The sequence below is a fragment of the Caballeronia sp. GAWG1-1 genome (assembly GCF_023631465.1).
Taxonomy (GTDB): Bacteria; Pseudomonadota; Gammaproteobacteria; order Burkholderiales; family Burkholderiaceae; genus Caballeronia.
On record NZ_JALQDB010000008.1, the window covers coordinates 92,938 to 107,637 of the forward strand.

21 protein-coding genes and 1 pseudogene are annotated in these 14,700 nt (G+C 57.4%); 14 read left to right on the forward strand and 8 right to left on the reverse strand.

Annotation, left to right across the window (positions count from 1 at the left end):
- Positions 1–151: 151 nt before the first annotated feature.
- From NCT03_RS04530 to NCT03_RS04565, 8 genes and pseudogenes are all read right to left on the reverse strand, one after another.
- Positions 152–442: an addiction module antidote protein gene (locus tag NCT03_RS04530; RefSeq protein WP_250492054.1), complete on the reverse strand. Its 291-nt coding sequence runs from the start codon at positions 440–442 to the stop codon at positions 152–154.
- A gap of 135 nt (positions 443–577) precedes the next feature.
- On the reverse strand, positions 578–883 hold the full coding sequence (locus tag NCT03_RS04535; RefSeq protein ID WP_250464201.1) for a helix-turn-helix domain-containing protein: 306 nt from the start codon (positions 881–883) through the stop codon (positions 578–580).
- A gap of 80 nt (positions 884–963) precedes the next feature.
- The gene (locus NCT03_RS04540; protein WP_250464050.1) at positions 964–1,275 is read right to left on the reverse strand and encodes a helix-turn-helix domain-containing protein; all 312 of its coding nucleotides are present in this window, start codon (positions 1,273–1,275) and stop codon (positions 964–966) included.
- A gap of 108 nt (positions 1,276–1,383) precedes the next feature.
- A complete protein-coding gene (locus NCT03_RS04545) occupies positions 1,384–1,605 on the reverse strand; it encodes a HigA family addiction module antitoxin (protein ID WP_350029998.1) in 222 nt (73 codons plus the stop codon).
- A gap of 79 nt (positions 1,606–1,684) precedes the next feature.
- A complete protein-coding gene (locus tag NCT03_RS04550) occupies positions 1,685–1,993 on the reverse strand; it encodes a HigA family addiction module antitoxin (RefSeq protein WP_250464206.1) in 309 nt (102 codons plus the stop codon).
- Positions 1,994–2,005: 12 nt separating this feature from the next.
- Positions 2,006–2,302 (reverse strand): annotated as a pseudogene (locus NCT03_RS04555) (addiction module antidote protein); the annotation flags it as partial.
- Positions 2,303–2,385: 83 nt separating this feature from the next.
- Positions 2,386–2,673: a helix-turn-helix domain-containing protein gene (locus NCT03_RS04560; protein WP_250464052.1), complete on the reverse strand. Its 288-nt coding sequence runs from the start codon at positions 2,671–2,673 to the stop codon at positions 2,386–2,388.
- On the reverse strand, positions 2,660–2,992 hold the full coding sequence (locus NCT03_RS04565; RefSeq protein WP_250464054.1) for a type II toxin-antitoxin system RelE/ParE family toxin: 333 nt from the start codon (positions 2,990–2,992) through the stop codon (positions 2,660–2,662). The genes NCT03_RS04560 and NCT03_RS04565 overlap by 14 nt, the downstream gene beginning before the upstream one ends.
- A 324-nt stretch (positions 2,993–3,316) precedes the next feature.
- Here NCT03_RS04565 and NCT03_RS04570 point away from each other — a divergent pair, with 324 nt between their 5' ends.
- From NCT03_RS04570 to NCT03_RS04635, 14 genes are all read left to right on the forward strand, one after another.
- Complete coding sequence (locus NCT03_RS04570; RefSeq protein WP_250464208.1) at positions 3,317–3,940, forward strand: BRO-N domain-containing protein; 624 nt, start codon at positions 3,317–3,319, stop codon at positions 3,938–3,940.
- A 130-nt stretch (positions 3,941–4,070) separates the two neighbouring features.
- On the forward strand, positions 4,071–5,189 hold the full coding sequence (locus tag NCT03_RS04575) for a hypothetical protein (protein ID WP_250464056.1): 1,119 nt from the start codon (positions 4,071–4,073) through the stop codon (positions 5,187–5,189).
- A gap of 148 nt (positions 5,190–5,337) precedes the next feature.
- A complete protein-coding gene (locus NCT03_RS04580; protein ID WP_250464058.1) occupies positions 5,338–5,667 on the forward strand; it encodes a hypothetical protein in 330 nt (109 codons plus the stop codon).
- On the forward strand, positions 5,661–6,248 hold the full coding sequence (locus NCT03_RS04585) for a hypothetical protein (RefSeq protein ID WP_250464060.1): 588 nt from the start codon (positions 5,661–5,663) through the stop codon (positions 6,246–6,248). The genes NCT03_RS04580 and NCT03_RS04585 overlap by 7 nt, the downstream gene beginning before the upstream one ends.
- 489 nt (positions 6,249–6,737) lie before the next feature.
- Positions 6,738–7,013: a hypothetical protein gene (locus NCT03_RS04590; protein ID WP_250464062.1), complete on the forward strand. Its 276-nt coding sequence runs from the start codon at positions 6,738–6,740 to the stop codon at positions 7,011–7,013.
- Positions 7,010–7,252: a hypothetical protein gene (locus tag NCT03_RS04595; RefSeq protein WP_250464064.1), complete on the forward strand. Its 243-nt coding sequence runs from the start codon at positions 7,010–7,012 to the stop codon at positions 7,250–7,252. Before NCT03_RS04590 ends, NCT03_RS04595 begins: the two co-directional genes overlap by 4 nt.
- A complete protein-coding gene (locus NCT03_RS04600; protein ID WP_250464066.1) occupies positions 7,249–7,479 on the forward strand; it encodes a hypothetical protein in 231 nt (76 codons plus the stop codon). The genes NCT03_RS04595 and NCT03_RS04600 overlap by 4 nt, the downstream gene beginning before the upstream one ends.
- Positions 7,480–7,498: 19 nt before the next feature.
- Complete coding sequence (locus NCT03_RS04605; protein WP_250492055.1) at positions 7,499–7,954, forward strand: hypothetical protein; 456 nt, start codon at positions 7,499–7,501, stop codon at positions 7,952–7,954.
- A gap of 267 nt (positions 7,955–8,221) precedes the next feature.
- Entirely contained in the window at positions 8,222–8,428 is a 207-nt protein-coding gene (locus tag NCT03_RS04610; RefSeq protein ID WP_250464070.1) for an HNH endonuclease, read from the forward strand.
- Between the two features lie 240 nt (positions 8,429–8,668).
- Positions 8,669–9,145, forward strand: coding sequence for a terminase small subunit (locus NCT03_RS04615; RefSeq protein WP_250464071.1), 477 nt, complete (start codon positions 8,669–8,671; stop codon positions 9,143–9,145).
- A gap of 2 nt (positions 9,146–9,147) precedes the next feature.
- The gene (locus NCT03_RS04620) at positions 9,148–10,860 is read left to right on the forward strand and encodes a terminase large subunit (RefSeq protein ID WP_250492056.1); all 1,713 of its coding nucleotides are present in this window, start codon (positions 9,148–9,150) and stop codon (positions 10,858–10,860) included.
- A gap of 185 nt (positions 10,861–11,045) precedes the next feature.
- Entirely contained in the window at positions 11,046–12,305 is a 1,260-nt protein-coding gene (locus NCT03_RS04625) for a phage portal protein (protein ID WP_250464075.1), read from the forward strand.
- Positions 12,302–13,273: a S49 family peptidase gene (locus NCT03_RS04630; protein WP_250492057.1), complete on the forward strand. Its 972-nt coding sequence runs from the start codon at positions 12,302–12,304 to the stop codon at positions 13,271–13,273. The genes NCT03_RS04625 and NCT03_RS04630 overlap by 4 nt, the downstream gene beginning before the upstream one ends.
- Positions 13,274–13,356: 83 nt before the next feature.
- Complete coding sequence (locus NCT03_RS04635; RefSeq protein WP_250492058.1) at positions 13,357–14,682, forward strand: phage major capsid protein; 1,326 nt, start codon at positions 13,357–13,359, stop codon at positions 14,680–14,682.
- The last annotated feature ends 18 nt before the right edge of the window (positions 14,683–14,700 follow it).

Sequence of the window (14,700 nt, forward strand, 5' to 3'; positions counted from 1 at the left end):
TTCTGCCCCGGAACTCTCTCGTGGCAGCGTCAAGTCGATCCGCTTGCACGAGGCTGCCAGCAGCGCTTCACTAGCCGGCTTGAAAACCTTCGCACCCGCGTTTGTCAGTTCAAGGACTTCGCCAGGTGTGTCTAAAAACGCTGCTAAGCGCTTAATGAGCGTGACGCGGGCTGACGCTCATTTGAACGCCAAGCGCGCGCAACAGCTTTTGAATCGTCTCGTAGCGTGGATGCGCACCTGGTGCTATTGCTTTGTAAAGGCTTTTGCGGCCGAGTCCCGCTTCAGCAGCGATTCTATCTACGCCTCGTGCTCGGGTTACCGCGCCGAGAGCGGACAAGAAGACGTCGGGGTTCGGGTCTTCCATCGCAGCAGCGAGGAATTCCGCAATCGCTTCCTCACTATCGAGGTAATCAGCAGCATCGAACGTGGCAAACGTAGTCATTGCTTATTCCTTCAATTCGCGCGCCTATCGGATGACGCGTTCGATGGACGGCGAGGGCGGAGCATGCCGTCAACGCACTTATCGTTGTTCCATGCACCACTTGTACTTGCTGTTCCCGAACAGAAGCGCGCTCGCTCAACTAGATTCGAGCTCCATGCGAGGCTGCAGACCAGCCCGCGCAGCCAACTTGACAAGCAAGTCGAGACCGAACTTATTGATCTTTCCTCGCTTGATGTCAGACACACGCGCCTGCGTCGTGCCAAGCACTTTTGCGGCTGCGGCTTGCGTCATCTTCTGGTTGTGCAACCAGATCGTGAGCCCCTGAAGCAAGATTGCGCGCATTTCGAGCTCTGCCGCTTCGCTTTCGTCGAACAGGTTATAGAAAACGCTTTTCCCGTGCGACGTGTGTCTGGTGATAAGCCGCATAACAAGCTTGTTCACATTGAGCAAAGTTTGTCTCCGGCTCGCTTCTCGCGATTGAAGTCAGTCGTCGTCAAGCGCCGCAGCAAAGCTTGGTCCAGTCAACTGCTTTGCAGATCGCGAAGCGCTTCCGGGTGCAGCGCTGCCACGCGCAGCAAAGTTTGGGCAGCGCCCGTCGGCTTGCGCCGGCCTTGCTCCCACGCTTGCAACGTGCGCAGTGAGACGCCGATAAGCTTGGCGAATTCACTTTGTGACAGACCGCTCTTATCGCGAGCGATAGATGCTGTGGACGGCACCACGTGTGTGACGCGGGCTGCACGGCCTTCCTTCATTTCGCGGACCGCCTGCAGCAACTCGCCAGAAAGACTTCGCTTCGCTTCCTTTGCGGCAAGATTTGATTTTGTGAGTGTCATCGTAAAAATAAAAGATATCGATGGCCATGCGGGCGCACCAAATCAAGCAGCGTGTCTTTCCAATGGTTTGATGTCTGGCCTTGGTTGCTGCTGCGCTTGCCAAAGATCCTACTGGGCTTGCATGCCCATCCATAGGTCGGGACTAGTCCCAAGCCAAGCTGCTAAGCGCAAAGCAATATTGGCCGTTGCGCTTGCCTTGCCATTTAAAAGCTTCGACAACGTCACACGTTTTATCTGTAGCGCCTCGGCTGCCTGCGATACGGTGATTGCTTCTGCAATCCATTCCCTGAGGACCTCGCCAGGGTGGAGCGAATTATGCATTCGGCTCATGTGGTCTTCACGACAATTTGCATACTCAGCCGCGCCCACGTCGTTGTGGCGATATCGGGACCAGCGCACAAATCGTTTTTTAACAATGGGCCGCTTCGCGAAGCGAATTCTCTCGCTCAATATCGCGAGCAAGGTCACGCTCGGCAATCTTCATTTCGTACATGAGTTGACGGTTCATCCAGGTTTGGGCGTCGCCGCCGAAGTAACGCGCAAGTCGCATCGGTGTGTCAGGGGTAATGCCGCGCCGCTCACGCACGATGTCATTGATACACCCGGCCGTGACATGCAGGGCGCTCGCCAAAGCGTTTGCGCTCATCCCAAGCGGCGCGAGGTAGTCCTCTCGCAGAACTTCACCTGGGTGCACCGGGCGCATTCCGCTTTTGGGCATTTCGATCGCGTAAGCGTGCGCTGCCGCTGCGTGCAAATCCAGGCCGAGGGCGCGAATGACTTTGAGGATAGTTGCAAAGCTCGGGTTACCGTCTTCCGACAACGCTTTGTAGAGACCGTCCCGCGTCAGGCCAGTATTGCGGGCGACTTGCGACATGCCGCGTGCGCGAGCAATCACACCCAATGCGTGAGCGATGAAATCGGGATCGTCCCCCGCTTCCTGGAAGCACGCCTCCAGATAACCCGCCATGCCTTCTTCGGTCTTCAGATATTCGACCGAATCCCTTGCCTTCGTTCTTACATTTTCCAAGGCTCATTCCTCGTCGAGGTTGTCAGCCAGTCGATGCGCTTTCGGGACATCGATTTGCTAGGCCAACTTATTATTTCGTCATTTCAAACGAGATGGATCTCAACGCGTTTTCCAAGTGCAGCAGCGTATTTCTTCAGCGTATCAATCGATGGGGAGTGTTTGCCGGACGCAAGTGCCCCCTCCAATCTCGCGACCGCAGGAGCCTTCGTGCCCATGCGTTCGGCAACATCAGCTTGGCTGAGACCGGCTTCTCGGCGGGCAGCTAGCATCTCATCGAGCAGCGCGTACTCTTCGCGATTAAGCCTGTCGTACTCGGCGCGCACATCTGAATCAGATAAGGCGCGCTCGCGCATTTCTTTATACGTTGCCATTCCGAACCTCCTTCAGGCGCTCACGCGCAATTTCAAGTTCCTTTCCTGGAGTTTTTTTCGTCTTTTTCGCAATGCAGTGAAGCATGAAAACTCGCCTGTCAACGACTGTGCAATAAAACACCCGCGCTATCCCCTCGGCTCCTTTCAGGCGCAGTTCGAAAAGGCCATCGCCCATAGCTTTGGTATGGGGTTCGCCCAAATTCGGACCATGCTGTTCAATCCGGTCTGCCAACGCAAAGAACCGCGCCTGCAAGGTTTTAGGCAGTGCTGCAATGTCTCTCTGGACTCGGTCGTTGTAAAAGTCAATTCGGAATGCCATGCCTTTGATAGTAACAAATTTGTTATGTCACTGCAACTGTTCATCGCCTTGACTGCCCGCCGCGCCGCTGCATATACTCCAAGCATCGCTGAAACAACAGCGATCGGGATTGGCGTTCCGGATCAAAGAAGGCGGACGAGCCGCCGCGAAAGCGGCTATTTTTTCGTCCGCGCGCCTTTGCGTGCCTTCAATGGGCGGGCCTTGGCGGGGGAGCCCTCGGGCTCGCCGGTTTCCTTCTTTGCCGGTACGCCAACTCCGTCATGTGCTCGTCCACCTCAATTGGCGTTGAGGAGCGGGTCGTCGAACCCAAAGAAGGAGGCCGCCATGCGTGCCAATGCCCTCGCTCGTCCTGAGCAAACACGATCTCTTCGTTTTCAGACTCACTGCTTCGACGTTATCGACCATTCCGGTCAGCCTTGGTTACAGGCGCAGCAGATTGCTGACGCCCTTGGCTACAAAAATCGTCGGCGGGCGATCAACGACCTATTCGAGCGCAACGCTGCCAAATTCAGCAACGGCATGACCAGCGTTGTGACGCTGCCTGCAAGAGGTGGCGATGAGCAAGTCCGCATTTTCTCTCTACGAGGCGCGCACTTGCTCGGCACGCTTGCGCGTACGTCGAAGGCGGCCGCATTTCGGTGTTGGATAGCGGAGTTGCTCGAATGCGAAGCGACGGGCTGGATCGCGATCAGGCAAGACGAAGCCCAGCACTTGGGCGCGCTCTTAATTCACCTCAAGATCGCACAAGCTGCCTGGCGCAAAGCACTGCCTGCGCTGCAAGCGCTTGAGTCCCCGCTCACGCGGCATCAAGACGCGTTCGCACACGTCTCCTTCTATGCGTCCACCATCTCCGCGATTCTTGCGAGACACGCTGCATCGAGCGCGGGCACGTCTGATCGTCAACCGTGGGATAAGGCTTCCCGCAAAACTCCGGAGGCACGCTCATGAGCGGCTACGTTTTTAGACTGGTCGAGCGCCACTACCTCGACGGCCTCGCATTCACAACTTATCAGCATTCAGCCGTTCTCTTGTGCTCGCGCGCTATTTCCGACGCTCAAAGTGACCGCGGAGGTGGCGCATGAGGGTATCTGACGTACTTCGCGATATTGGGCGTCCAGTCGCCTATTACCCTGGCCTTGCGCGACATCTCGGCGGCGTGAAAGCGACGGTCTTTTTCTGTCAAATCTTCTATTGGCAAAGCCGTGCCACAAGCGAGCTAGGAGTGCACAAAACGGCCGACGAACTACGTGACGAAACGGGCCTTACTTACGAAGAGCAACGGGCGGCGCGCCGCACGTTGAAGAAGTCTGGTGTGTTGATCGAGACCGAGAAGCGCCTCGAGCACAAGATCTACTATCAGATCGACGGAGACGCGCTTGAACGAGTCGTTGAAGGCGGTAACGACGCACGGGAGAATGACCAGTCGCCCGAATGGGAAAACCCCATCTCCCGAAATGGGGAAAGTCCATTTCGGGAGATGGAGTTTCCCCAGTCCGCCAACCGGTCGAACCCTTGCCCGGGAAGCGGTGAAACCCTTGTCCGGGGAGAAGGGTTTGGCCAAGTCGTTAACGGTGTTAAGACTACAGCAGAGATTACAGCAGAGAGCAGCAGCAACGCGCGCGCGCGCGACCCTGTGAATAACTTCGATGCTGCCGCTGCTGCTTGTCTAAAACCCCGGATTCCAAACTTCGAGCACGAGCTCACCGAGCTACTAATCGCTTTGGAGGCGGCGCGTCGCAAACGTTGTCTTGTCAATCGTAGTCCCGACCGAGCGCATGTGCTCGCATGGGTGCGCCGTGGGATCACGGCCGATCAGCTTCGCGAGGCGCATCGTCGAGCGGTGGCAGCGCGCGAGCGGGACATTGACAGCCGTGCCGTGAACGTCGGCTTCCTGGCTCGCTTCGTTGACGAGGTACTTGCCGAAGCGCCCGGCGCTCGCTCGGGTGCGCGCCGCGATGAATGGTGGCTCGGCGGCGAAGCCGATGTCTGCCGCGAGGCTGCGCGACTCGGTGTGCGCCCTAAGGACCCTGACGAATCGTTGCCCGAATACCGCGTGCTGGTCGCGAAGGCCGCAGGCAAAGGGCCATGGATAGACCACGTGCTGAAAGACGCCCAGCGCAGTGGGTCCGAGCGCTTTTATCGAAGCGTGCTCGACATATTCGGCGATGCACTGTTGCCGGCAGATTTTCACGCCTGAGCCGTGGGAACACATACGCGTCGTGGAAGCCCCGGCCGCAAAGCAGTGTTTCGTCCGGGCTTTCGCAACTGCGCATTTTGCCCGACTGGCATTACGTGTTGGGACAGTCGACGTGTCTTATCGACATTTTTTGCTGGAGCTAAAAATCATGAATCTTCAAAAGCTTGTACGTGCCATCTTCTTCGACATTTTGCTGATTATCTGCCTGTATCTGTGGATCGAGTGCGGCTATGAACACGCGCGAGAAATCGCCATTGCCTACCTCTGCATCGTTGCCGAAATCACGTGGATCGCGGCGCTGTTGGTGCGTGCAAGGGACTACGAGCATGGTTATCCGGTGAACGCGTTCTACGATTTCGTGAGCACGATGGCAATCATCGGCATTCTCGTGTGGCAGCGCGAATCCTACATTGCGCTATTCCTGGGCATCCCTTATTTCCTCACGCTGGTTAAACGAGAGGTAGCGCAAGCATGGTGAAACGCTGCTTAACCTGGCCCGTGTACGTGCCTGCAGGTACGAAGAACGTCGGCACGGCGCGCGTACGCGAGGACATGACTGTCGGTCGAGATTCGCAGCAGCGCGCACTTGCGCAGCAGTACGGCACACAGCCAAACAGCGAAGTCGACGAGATCATGTCCGGTTTCGATCTGGATGTGTCTCAAGCAACTGCGGCGCGCGGCACGGCGACATCAGGCGAGGCCGCAAGAAAGGCACTCCAGGCGCTGGGCCGGCTTCGCGACGGCGAGCAGAACGCAACCGAGCGCCGTTACGAGGCGCATCTCGAACAGCAACGGCGCTCAGGCGAAATCCAGTGGTACATGTTTGAGGGCATCAAGCTAAAACTCGCGCCGAGGACCTTTCTGACTGTGGATTACGTGGTGTTGCCTGCGTCAGGGGTGTTGGAGATGCACGACGTGAAGGGTGCTCGTGCCATCTTCAGCGATGACGCCAAGGTCAAGATGAAGGTCGCTGCATGGATCTTCCCCCTCGTTTTCAAGGTGGTGTATCCGAGAAAGGCGCGCGACGGCGGCGGTTGGGATGTGGAGGAGATTCGGTGATCAACTCGCGACTTAAGCCGTCGCCTTTGAGAAAGACGGCAGACCGGTTGACCACCCTGCGGCGCACGGCGATAAAGCGGCGCATCAAGAAGCCGACGGTGGCCGAAGGTTCCAAGTATCTCGCTGCATGCTGCGGCGAATCATGCTGGATTCGGCTTGCAGGAGTCTGCCTTGGCGCGTCAGCGTCGGTCGTGCCCTGCCACTCAAACCAACGCAAGCACGGCAAGGGAATGGGGCTCAAGGCGAAGCACGAGTTCACTGTGCCAAGCGCCACGCCTGTCGTGCGTGGATTGATCAAGGGTCGGCGGCGCGCGAGGTCAAGTTTGCAACGTTGGACCGTGCATTCGCGCGATGGAAGCGTGTGCGCGCTGTAAAGATGGGTTTGAGAGAGGAAAGCGCATGAGGACGATGCAGCCGATAGTATTGACCGTACAGATCCCCGTAGTTGGTCTCGTAACTGAGAGAGGAATGCGCGGACGATACACCTATATGACGAACAAGACGCCATTAGAAACGATGGTGCATGGCTTGCGCCGTGTGCGGCATCTTGATCACAGCGGTGAGGAATACAAGGTGAAGGCGCTGGCTTTTATCCCTGTGGGATACCGCGGCTCGATCCAAAGATCTGATTGGGTTAATCACGAATACGCATGGGTCGATTGCCTTTATGCGAGTAATTGGAAGTCGCTTGAGGCGTTTCGCGATAGCGGCGATCACACATGGATGGCGCCGGACGCGCCAAGATCGAAAGGGGCCACCGTATGATTAACATCCACACCGGACGTACAAACACGGAAACCCACCGCGCGGTACTGCATGCAGAGCAGATCAAGCACATCCTTGCGGACCATGTGTGTAACGCCGCAGGCGTCGTTCACGCGAGTGATGGCACGAGCGTTGTTGTCCAACTTAGCCGTCGAATGGGAAGCTACGGAACAGAGTACGAGGCCGTCGTCACCATCACGATCGATTTCGAGAAGCTGCCGCGTGCGAGCCGAGAATGAGCGCGTTCACCTACATACAGATGGCTGCCATCCCGGGGCCAATATTGCTGATGGCCGTCCGACGCGTTGATTGCGGGCAAAGTTGGATTTCATTTCCGGGTTGTCCTTTCGCAGGGATCGAAGAGGAAGGCGAGGTCCAGCTGCCGTATCCCCGCAATCGCGAATTGCGCGAGCAATTGGTTGCTTGGCTAGATCACTGGAACATTTCTTACGGCGTTGAGCAATAGCGAAATCAGTGGAGAGGCTATGAGTGAACAAGGTTTGAATGAAGGTGCGCGAAACGCCGCTGACGACAAGAGCCATCGGTGGGTCGCGTGGTGCCTGACGCGACGCATTTTCGCGCCGTATGTGAAGTCCAACGTGCTTGCACGTCTTCAACCTACGCGGCGGGCAGTGGCGCAGGAGCCGGACTCGTTCTTAGATCCCGAGATGCCGTTCTTCAATATGGCGATTCATGCACTATGCGAACAAGGCGATTACGCTCACGACGCTGAGTGCTTCCTTGGAATCTATTGGTATAACGCGAACATTAAGGCTTTGGCACGCGAGCAAAACTGTGCGCGTGGCACGATCTACAACCGCGCGCGGCGGTTTGCGGCACGCGCCGAATCGCTAAGCAAATCGATCCGCCGTGCAAGTGAGAGCTTCATGTCCGAAAAGTGTTCAAGAATTATTGAACAAAATAGTTTTACTGCTGATTGAACACTTTGATATAAAATCAGCCCTTAATCGATAGGCTGTATCACTGTCTTCAAAGCCCGCATGGCTCAAACCATGTGGGCTCTTTGCATTGGTGCGCGTCTTGCGCGATAGCCTCCTTCGAGGCTAGTTCATTCATCTCTGTGTTGCAACCTGCGAATGGCGAGACTGAGGACCCTTAAGCCTCGACTGAGTAACGTGAAGGCCAATAGGCTCTCGTTGTTGGACGTGAAAGCTGGATCCACGGTGCGCATTCGCGGGCGCAGATGGATGACGACGCGCATGCGCATCGCCGCGCGTGACAGCTTTTGCTGCGCGCGTTGCGGCCGATTGTGGAACGAGCATATCGATCACGTCGATCATCGTGTGCCACTTGAAGCCGGTGGCAGCAACGACGACGCCAATCTGCAGTTGCTCTGCGTTGACTGCCATGCGCGCAAGACGGCGGCAGAAGCCGCAGGGCGGTATGGACGTTAAGTGAGGGCTCGAGGGGTGGGGGGTATTGAATGTCTGGGATCTTTGTGTCCGGACACCGAGCGTTCTCTCACGCGCAGAAAAAATTGCCCTTCAACGAAAAATGTTAAAGGCTTTAACAAGCGCTGAAATCGCGAAGCTTCCCGACTGACGGGCCTTCCAGCGAATTCGAGGGATGTTAAAGCGATGTTAAAACGATGTTAAAGATGTTAAAGCTGGCCTGATGGTCTGGGGAGGTGATTTGTGGCGCTGACGGGCAAAAAGCGGCTGTTCGCCGATGCCGTGTTGGCGGGCAGGTCGAATAAGGACGCGGCGGTAGCCGCGGGCTACAGCGCGAGAACGGCATCCGCCGCTGGGGCGCGACTTGTCAAAGACAAAGATGTTGCGCTGTATCTGGCGGCAGCCCGCGTAGAGGATGGGGCGAAGCAGAGCGGCGGCGAGCCGGCGAAGCAGGCGGATAAGCCGCGGACGGATTGCGAAATCGCCAAGTTGATGAGATTTCGTGATCCCAAAGCTTTCTTGATGGCAGCAATGAACGATGGTGAAACCGAGTTCAAATTGCGCGTGGACGCGGCGAAGGCACTCATGCCTTTTGTGCACCACAAGCTCGGCGAGGGTGGCAAGAAGGAGCAGCGTGACGAAGCAGCTAAAAAGGTAGCAAGCAAGTTTGCACCTGCAGCGCCGCCGAAGCTGGTCGCGGCGGGCGGCAAGAAGGTGTGAGCATGGAGTGGACGACAGCCTGTCCCGATTGGGAAGCTCGTTTGATCGACGGGCGGTCGATCATTCCGGCTCCGATCTTTCCTGATGAAGCAGAGCAGGCGCTGGCGATCTTCAAAGAGCTGCGCGTTGTCGATCTGCCGGGCAAACCGACGTTCGGCGAATGTAGTGAGCAGTGGGTGTTCGACTTTGTCTCTGCCATTTTCGGAGCCTACGACGCGCAGAGCGGTGCGCAGTTAATCCGCGAGTTCTTTCTGCTTATCAGCAAAAAGAACACGAAGTCGACGATCGCTGCCGGGATCATGTTGACGGCCGTTATTCGCTGCTGGCGTGAAGAGGAAGAGCATCTGATCCTGGCGCCCACGAAGGAAGTCGCTGACAACAGCTTTAAACCGGCCGCGGGCATGGTTCGAGCCGATGATGAATTGTCGGCCTTGTTTCACGTGCAAGACCATGTTCGAACCATCACACATCGCGTGACGCGTGCGTCGTTGAAGGTCGTCGCTGCCGATACTGACACGGTTTCCGGCAAGAAATCGGGGCGCATCCTCATCGACGAGCACTGGTTGTTCGGCAAGAAGTCGAACGCTGAAAGCATGTTTATGGAGGCGACGGGCGGTCAGATCTCGCGCGACGAGGGATGGGTCGTCATCCTGACCACGCAGAGCGACGAGCCGCCGGCGGGTGTGTTTCGCGAAAAGCTCAACTATTACCGCGACGTGCGCGACGGAAAGATAGTTGATCGCAAGTCGTTGGGCGTGCTTTATGAGTTTCCCGCAAAACTGATTGCATCGAAAGGCTATCTCGACCCGGCGAACTTCTATGTCACGAACCCCAACATTGGGCGCTCAGTCAGCGCCGAGTGGCTCAAGGACCAGCTACGCAAGATCCAGCACAAGACGGACGGCAGCTTTCAGCAGTTCGTTGCGAAGCATCTGAACGTCGAGATAGGCCTGAACTTGCGCTCCGATCGATGGGCGGGCGCGGATTTCTGGGAAAACGCTGCGCGCGCGCCTGGCATCACGCTTGAAGAGGTGATCGAGCGAAGCGAGGTGATCGACGTCGGAATTGACGGCGGCGGACTAGATGACTTATTGGGGCTTGCTGTGATCGGGCGCGAAAGACAAACGCGCAACTGGCTTGCCTGGACGCACGCGTGGGCGCATCCGTCCGTCCTCGATCGTCGAAAGGAGATCGCGCCGCGGCTGCACGATTTCGAGGCTGCGGGTGACTTGACGATGGTCTCGCAGATTGGCGATGACGTGCGAGATGTTGCCGACATCGTTTCCACGATCTATCAGGCCGGGCTGCTCGACAAGGTCGGCGCTGACCCGGCCGGTGTAGGCAGCGTGCTTGATGCACTCGCCGAGCTCGGTATTCCCGAAGACAAGGTGATTGGTATCTCGCAGGGCTGGAAGCTCTCCGGCGCGATCAAAACCGCTGAGCGGCGCCTCGCTGTTGCGGGAAACACCAGAGTGAGCGCAGATGACGTTGTGCCTGACGGCGTGCTGATGCATGGCGGTCAGCCGTTAATGGCGTGGTGTGTAGGTAACGCGCGCGTCGTACCGGTCGGGAACGCTGTCAATATAACGAAGCAAGCCAGCGGATCAGCAAAGATCGATCCGTTGATGGCGCTGTTTAACGCCGTGACGCTGATGGCACTTAATCCCCCAGCGTTGTACGGTGGTTCCGTTTACGACCAAGGGGTAGGCGTTTGAGTGTGATTGGACTTGCTGGCTGGATCGCTGGATTGGTCGGCTTCGGACTGCTTGTTATCGGTGTGGCACTCTTAAGCGTGCCAGCGGGATTTATCGTGGCGGGACTGCTCCTTTTGTTCTGGGCATACCTTGCCGACCGTGCCGCGGCTCGCATCGGGCAGGCGGCGCAGGCAAAGGAGTAGGTAGTGTTTTTTAGCAAGCATCTATTGCCTAGCGCTGGTCTCTCGCAGACAGGGTTAGGCGGATGGATCTCGTCGCTTCTGGGTAGCGTGCGCTCCGAGTCGGGCCAGACCGTTACCAAGCAAAGCGCGCTATCACTCACGGTGCTGCAGGCCTGCGTCACCTTGTTGGCCGAAAGCATTGCGCAGTTGCCGATCGAGCTGTATGAGCGATCTGGCGATGATAGGAAGCCGGCCGTTAATCATCCGTTGTATTCAATACTGAAGTACGAACCGAACCCGTGGCAAACCCCGTTCGAGTACCAAGAGCAGTCGCAGCTTGCCGTCGGACTTTGCGGCAATAGTTATAGCTTTATTGATCGCGACTGCGATGGGGTCGTTCGGGGGCTCTATCCGATGCCAAGCGAATCGGTGGTAGTTAAGCGCGGTGGGGATCTCAAGCCTTTTTACATCGCCTTTGGCGGGGAGCCGATGCCCCAGCGCCTGATCCATCATGTTCGCTGGATCACGCTCGATAGTTATACAGGGCAGTCCCCAATCATGCTCCATGCGAATGCGATTGGGCATTCTCAGGCGATACAGCAGTATGCGGGAAGGTCGTTTCTGAATGGCACGGTGCTCTCCGGCGTGATTGAGCGACCGAGTGCAAGCCCGCCCATTAAGGATCAGGCAGGTGTCGATCGCATTACCGACAGTTGGAACGCGAAGTTCGCAGGCTCAGGCAATGCCAAGAAGGTCGCGCTCCTGCAGGAGGGCATGACCTTTAAGCCGCTGTCGATGACTAACGTTGACGCGGCTTTGATCGATGCGTTGCGGCTTTCCGCGCTCGACATCGCGCGGATCTATAAGATTCCGGCGCACATGGTGAACGAACTTGAGCGGGCCACGTTCAGTAACATCGAGCATCAGGAGATTCAGTTTGTGATCTATACCTTGTTGCCATGGGTCAAGCGGCACGAGCAGGCGAAAACGCGTGATTTGCTGCTGCCGTCCGAGCGCAAGCGGTACTTCATCGAATACAACCTGGCAGGGCTGCTACGGGGTGATCAGGCGTCGCGGTACGCAGCTTATGCGGTCGGGCGTCAATGGGGCTGGCTGTCAAGCAACGACATCCGGCGCTTGGAGAACATGCCGCCAGTGGACGGGGGAGATACCTATTTGAGCCCGCTCAATATGGTGGACGCATCCAAGCCGCTGCCCATGCCACCGAGCCAAGCTAAGCCCACTAAAGCGCAAGTTGCAGACGTCGAAAGGATTCTGTCTTGAAGCCACATCTCAAACTCGCGAGCCTAATTTTCAATCAGCCGCAACTCGTTAGTGATCACATGATGTCGCTGGCGGTCCAATGGGCTAGTCAGGCCCTGCATCTGAATATCGTGAATTTGAGCGTGCACGGTACGCAGCCGAAAGTCACGGAAGACGGCGACTTTGGGGGCGGCGCGCAAATGGCGGCGGCATCCGAGCGCCGACGCGCAGTGGTTGCCGATACTGGTCTGGACATCATTCCGGTCGCCGGCATCCTTGTATCGCGCTCGGCGCACATGAACCCCTGTGAGCCGATGACGAGCTATGAAGGACTGCGCGCGTCGCTGAACCAGGCTGTCAGCGATCCCGCGGTCGAGCACATCATTCTTGACATCGACAGCAACGGCGGCAGCGCGACGGGTGCGTTCGAGTTAGCCAACGACGTCCGTGCTGCCACGAGAGTGAAGCCGATCACGTCGATCGTTAATTTCTCCGCGTTCTCGGGCGGCTACCTGATCGCGGCGGCCGCGTCGAACGTGATCGTCAGTCAAAGCTCTGGCGTCGGTTCGATCGGCGTAATCGCCAAGCACTTGGACATGTCCAAGCGCGACGAGCAGCAGGGCATCAAGGTTACCTCGGTGTTCGCTGGCGACCGCAAGAACGATCTCACGCCCCACGAGCCATTGAGTGACCAGTCACTCCAGCATCTAACTAGCGTAGTGCAAACAAACTACGCGCAGTTCGTCGATGCGATCGCGAACTTCCGAGGCCTCGCCACTCAGGCGGTCAAAGACACGCAGGCGGGAATTTTCTTTGGCAAGCAGGGCGTAGAGGCGGGACTGGCCGACAGTATCGAAACGCCTCAGTCTGCTGTGAATCGGATAGCCGCAGAGATACGGGCCTCGCGTGGCGAGCTCAAGGTGAGCACGGCTTCACGGCGAAGTGTTGCCGCGCAGGCCGCTGCGATGAGCATGCGAAGTACCTACTGACACACACGAGTTTTTCACGTCAGCGCGTTCGCGGCTGAACGAGTACCGCCGCCTTCGGGCGGTTTTTTTATTGGAGATCGATTTTGAATATCAACGAACTTCGCCGCGAACGCGCGAACGTTAACCAGCAGGTCCAAGCGCTTGCCGCAATCGAAGCGGGAGGCGTTGCGCTGTCCGCCGAGCAACATGCCGAATTTGATAGTTTAAGTACGAAGTTCAGCGAGATCACCGCCCAGATCGACCGCGCAGAGATGGCCGAGCGCATGGCGGCCGCGGCGGCAGTTGCAATCGATCCGACGCCAGCAGCGGTGGCAAGCGGTGGGGCACCGAGCGTTCCGGCGCAGCCGAAGATGCCAGAGGTGAAAGGCGCGAAGGTGGCGCGTATGGTGCGCGCGTTGGCCGCTGCGCGTGGCGACACACAGTTGGCTTCAAAGTTGGCGGTGGAGCGCGGCTTTGGTGAAGACGTCGCCATGTCGCTTAACACGCTCACGTCGAGCGCAGGCGGCGTTCTCGTGCCAACAAACCTCTCGAGCGAAGTGATCGAGCTGCTGCGTCCGAAGTCCGTCGTTCGTAAGCTCGGAGCACGTACGCTGCCGCTGTCGAACGGCAACATCACGATTCCACGCTTGAAGGGCGGTGCTGTAGTCGGCTATATCGGCGCAGATACGGATATCCCGGCCGCGCAACAGCAGTTTGACGACTTGAAGCTTACGGCGAAGAAGCTTGCCGCGCTGGTGCCGATCGCAAACGATCTGCTCAAGTATGCGGGCGTGAACCCAAACGTCGACCAGATCGTTGTTAGTGACTTGACCAGTGCTATCGGCTCTCGAGAGGATAAAGCATTCATTCTCGACGACGGAAATTCGAACACGCCGAAGGGCCTCCGTCACTGGGCAGTTCAGACAAACAAGATCGCCGCAAGTGACGGGTCGTCCGTGCAGAAAGTCGACATCGACTTGAATAAGGTAATTCTGGCACTCGAGGGTGCGGACGCAAACATGATCACGCCGGGATGGATCATGGCGCCCCGCGTGTTCCGGTTTCTGACGAGCTTGCGCAACGAAACCGGTAATAGGGTCTATCCGGAGCTCGACAATGGCATGTTAAAGGGTTATCCGGTCGGGCGGACGACGCAAGTTCCGATTAATGGCGATCCTGATGGCAAGTCGGCCGATAAGACCAATGCGTCGGAGATCTACTTTGCTGACTTCGGCGACCTGTTCATCGGCGAAGAAGATTCGCTTGAGATCGACTACAGCAAGGAGGCCACCTACAAAGATTCGGATGGTCAGGTAGTCAGCGCTTTTCAACGTGACCAGACGTTAATCCGAGTGATCGCCAAGAACGACTTTGGTCCGCGCCACGTCGAATCGATTGCCGTGCTCACTGGCGTACGTTGGGGCGTATAAGAGCTCGGCGCTCGATAA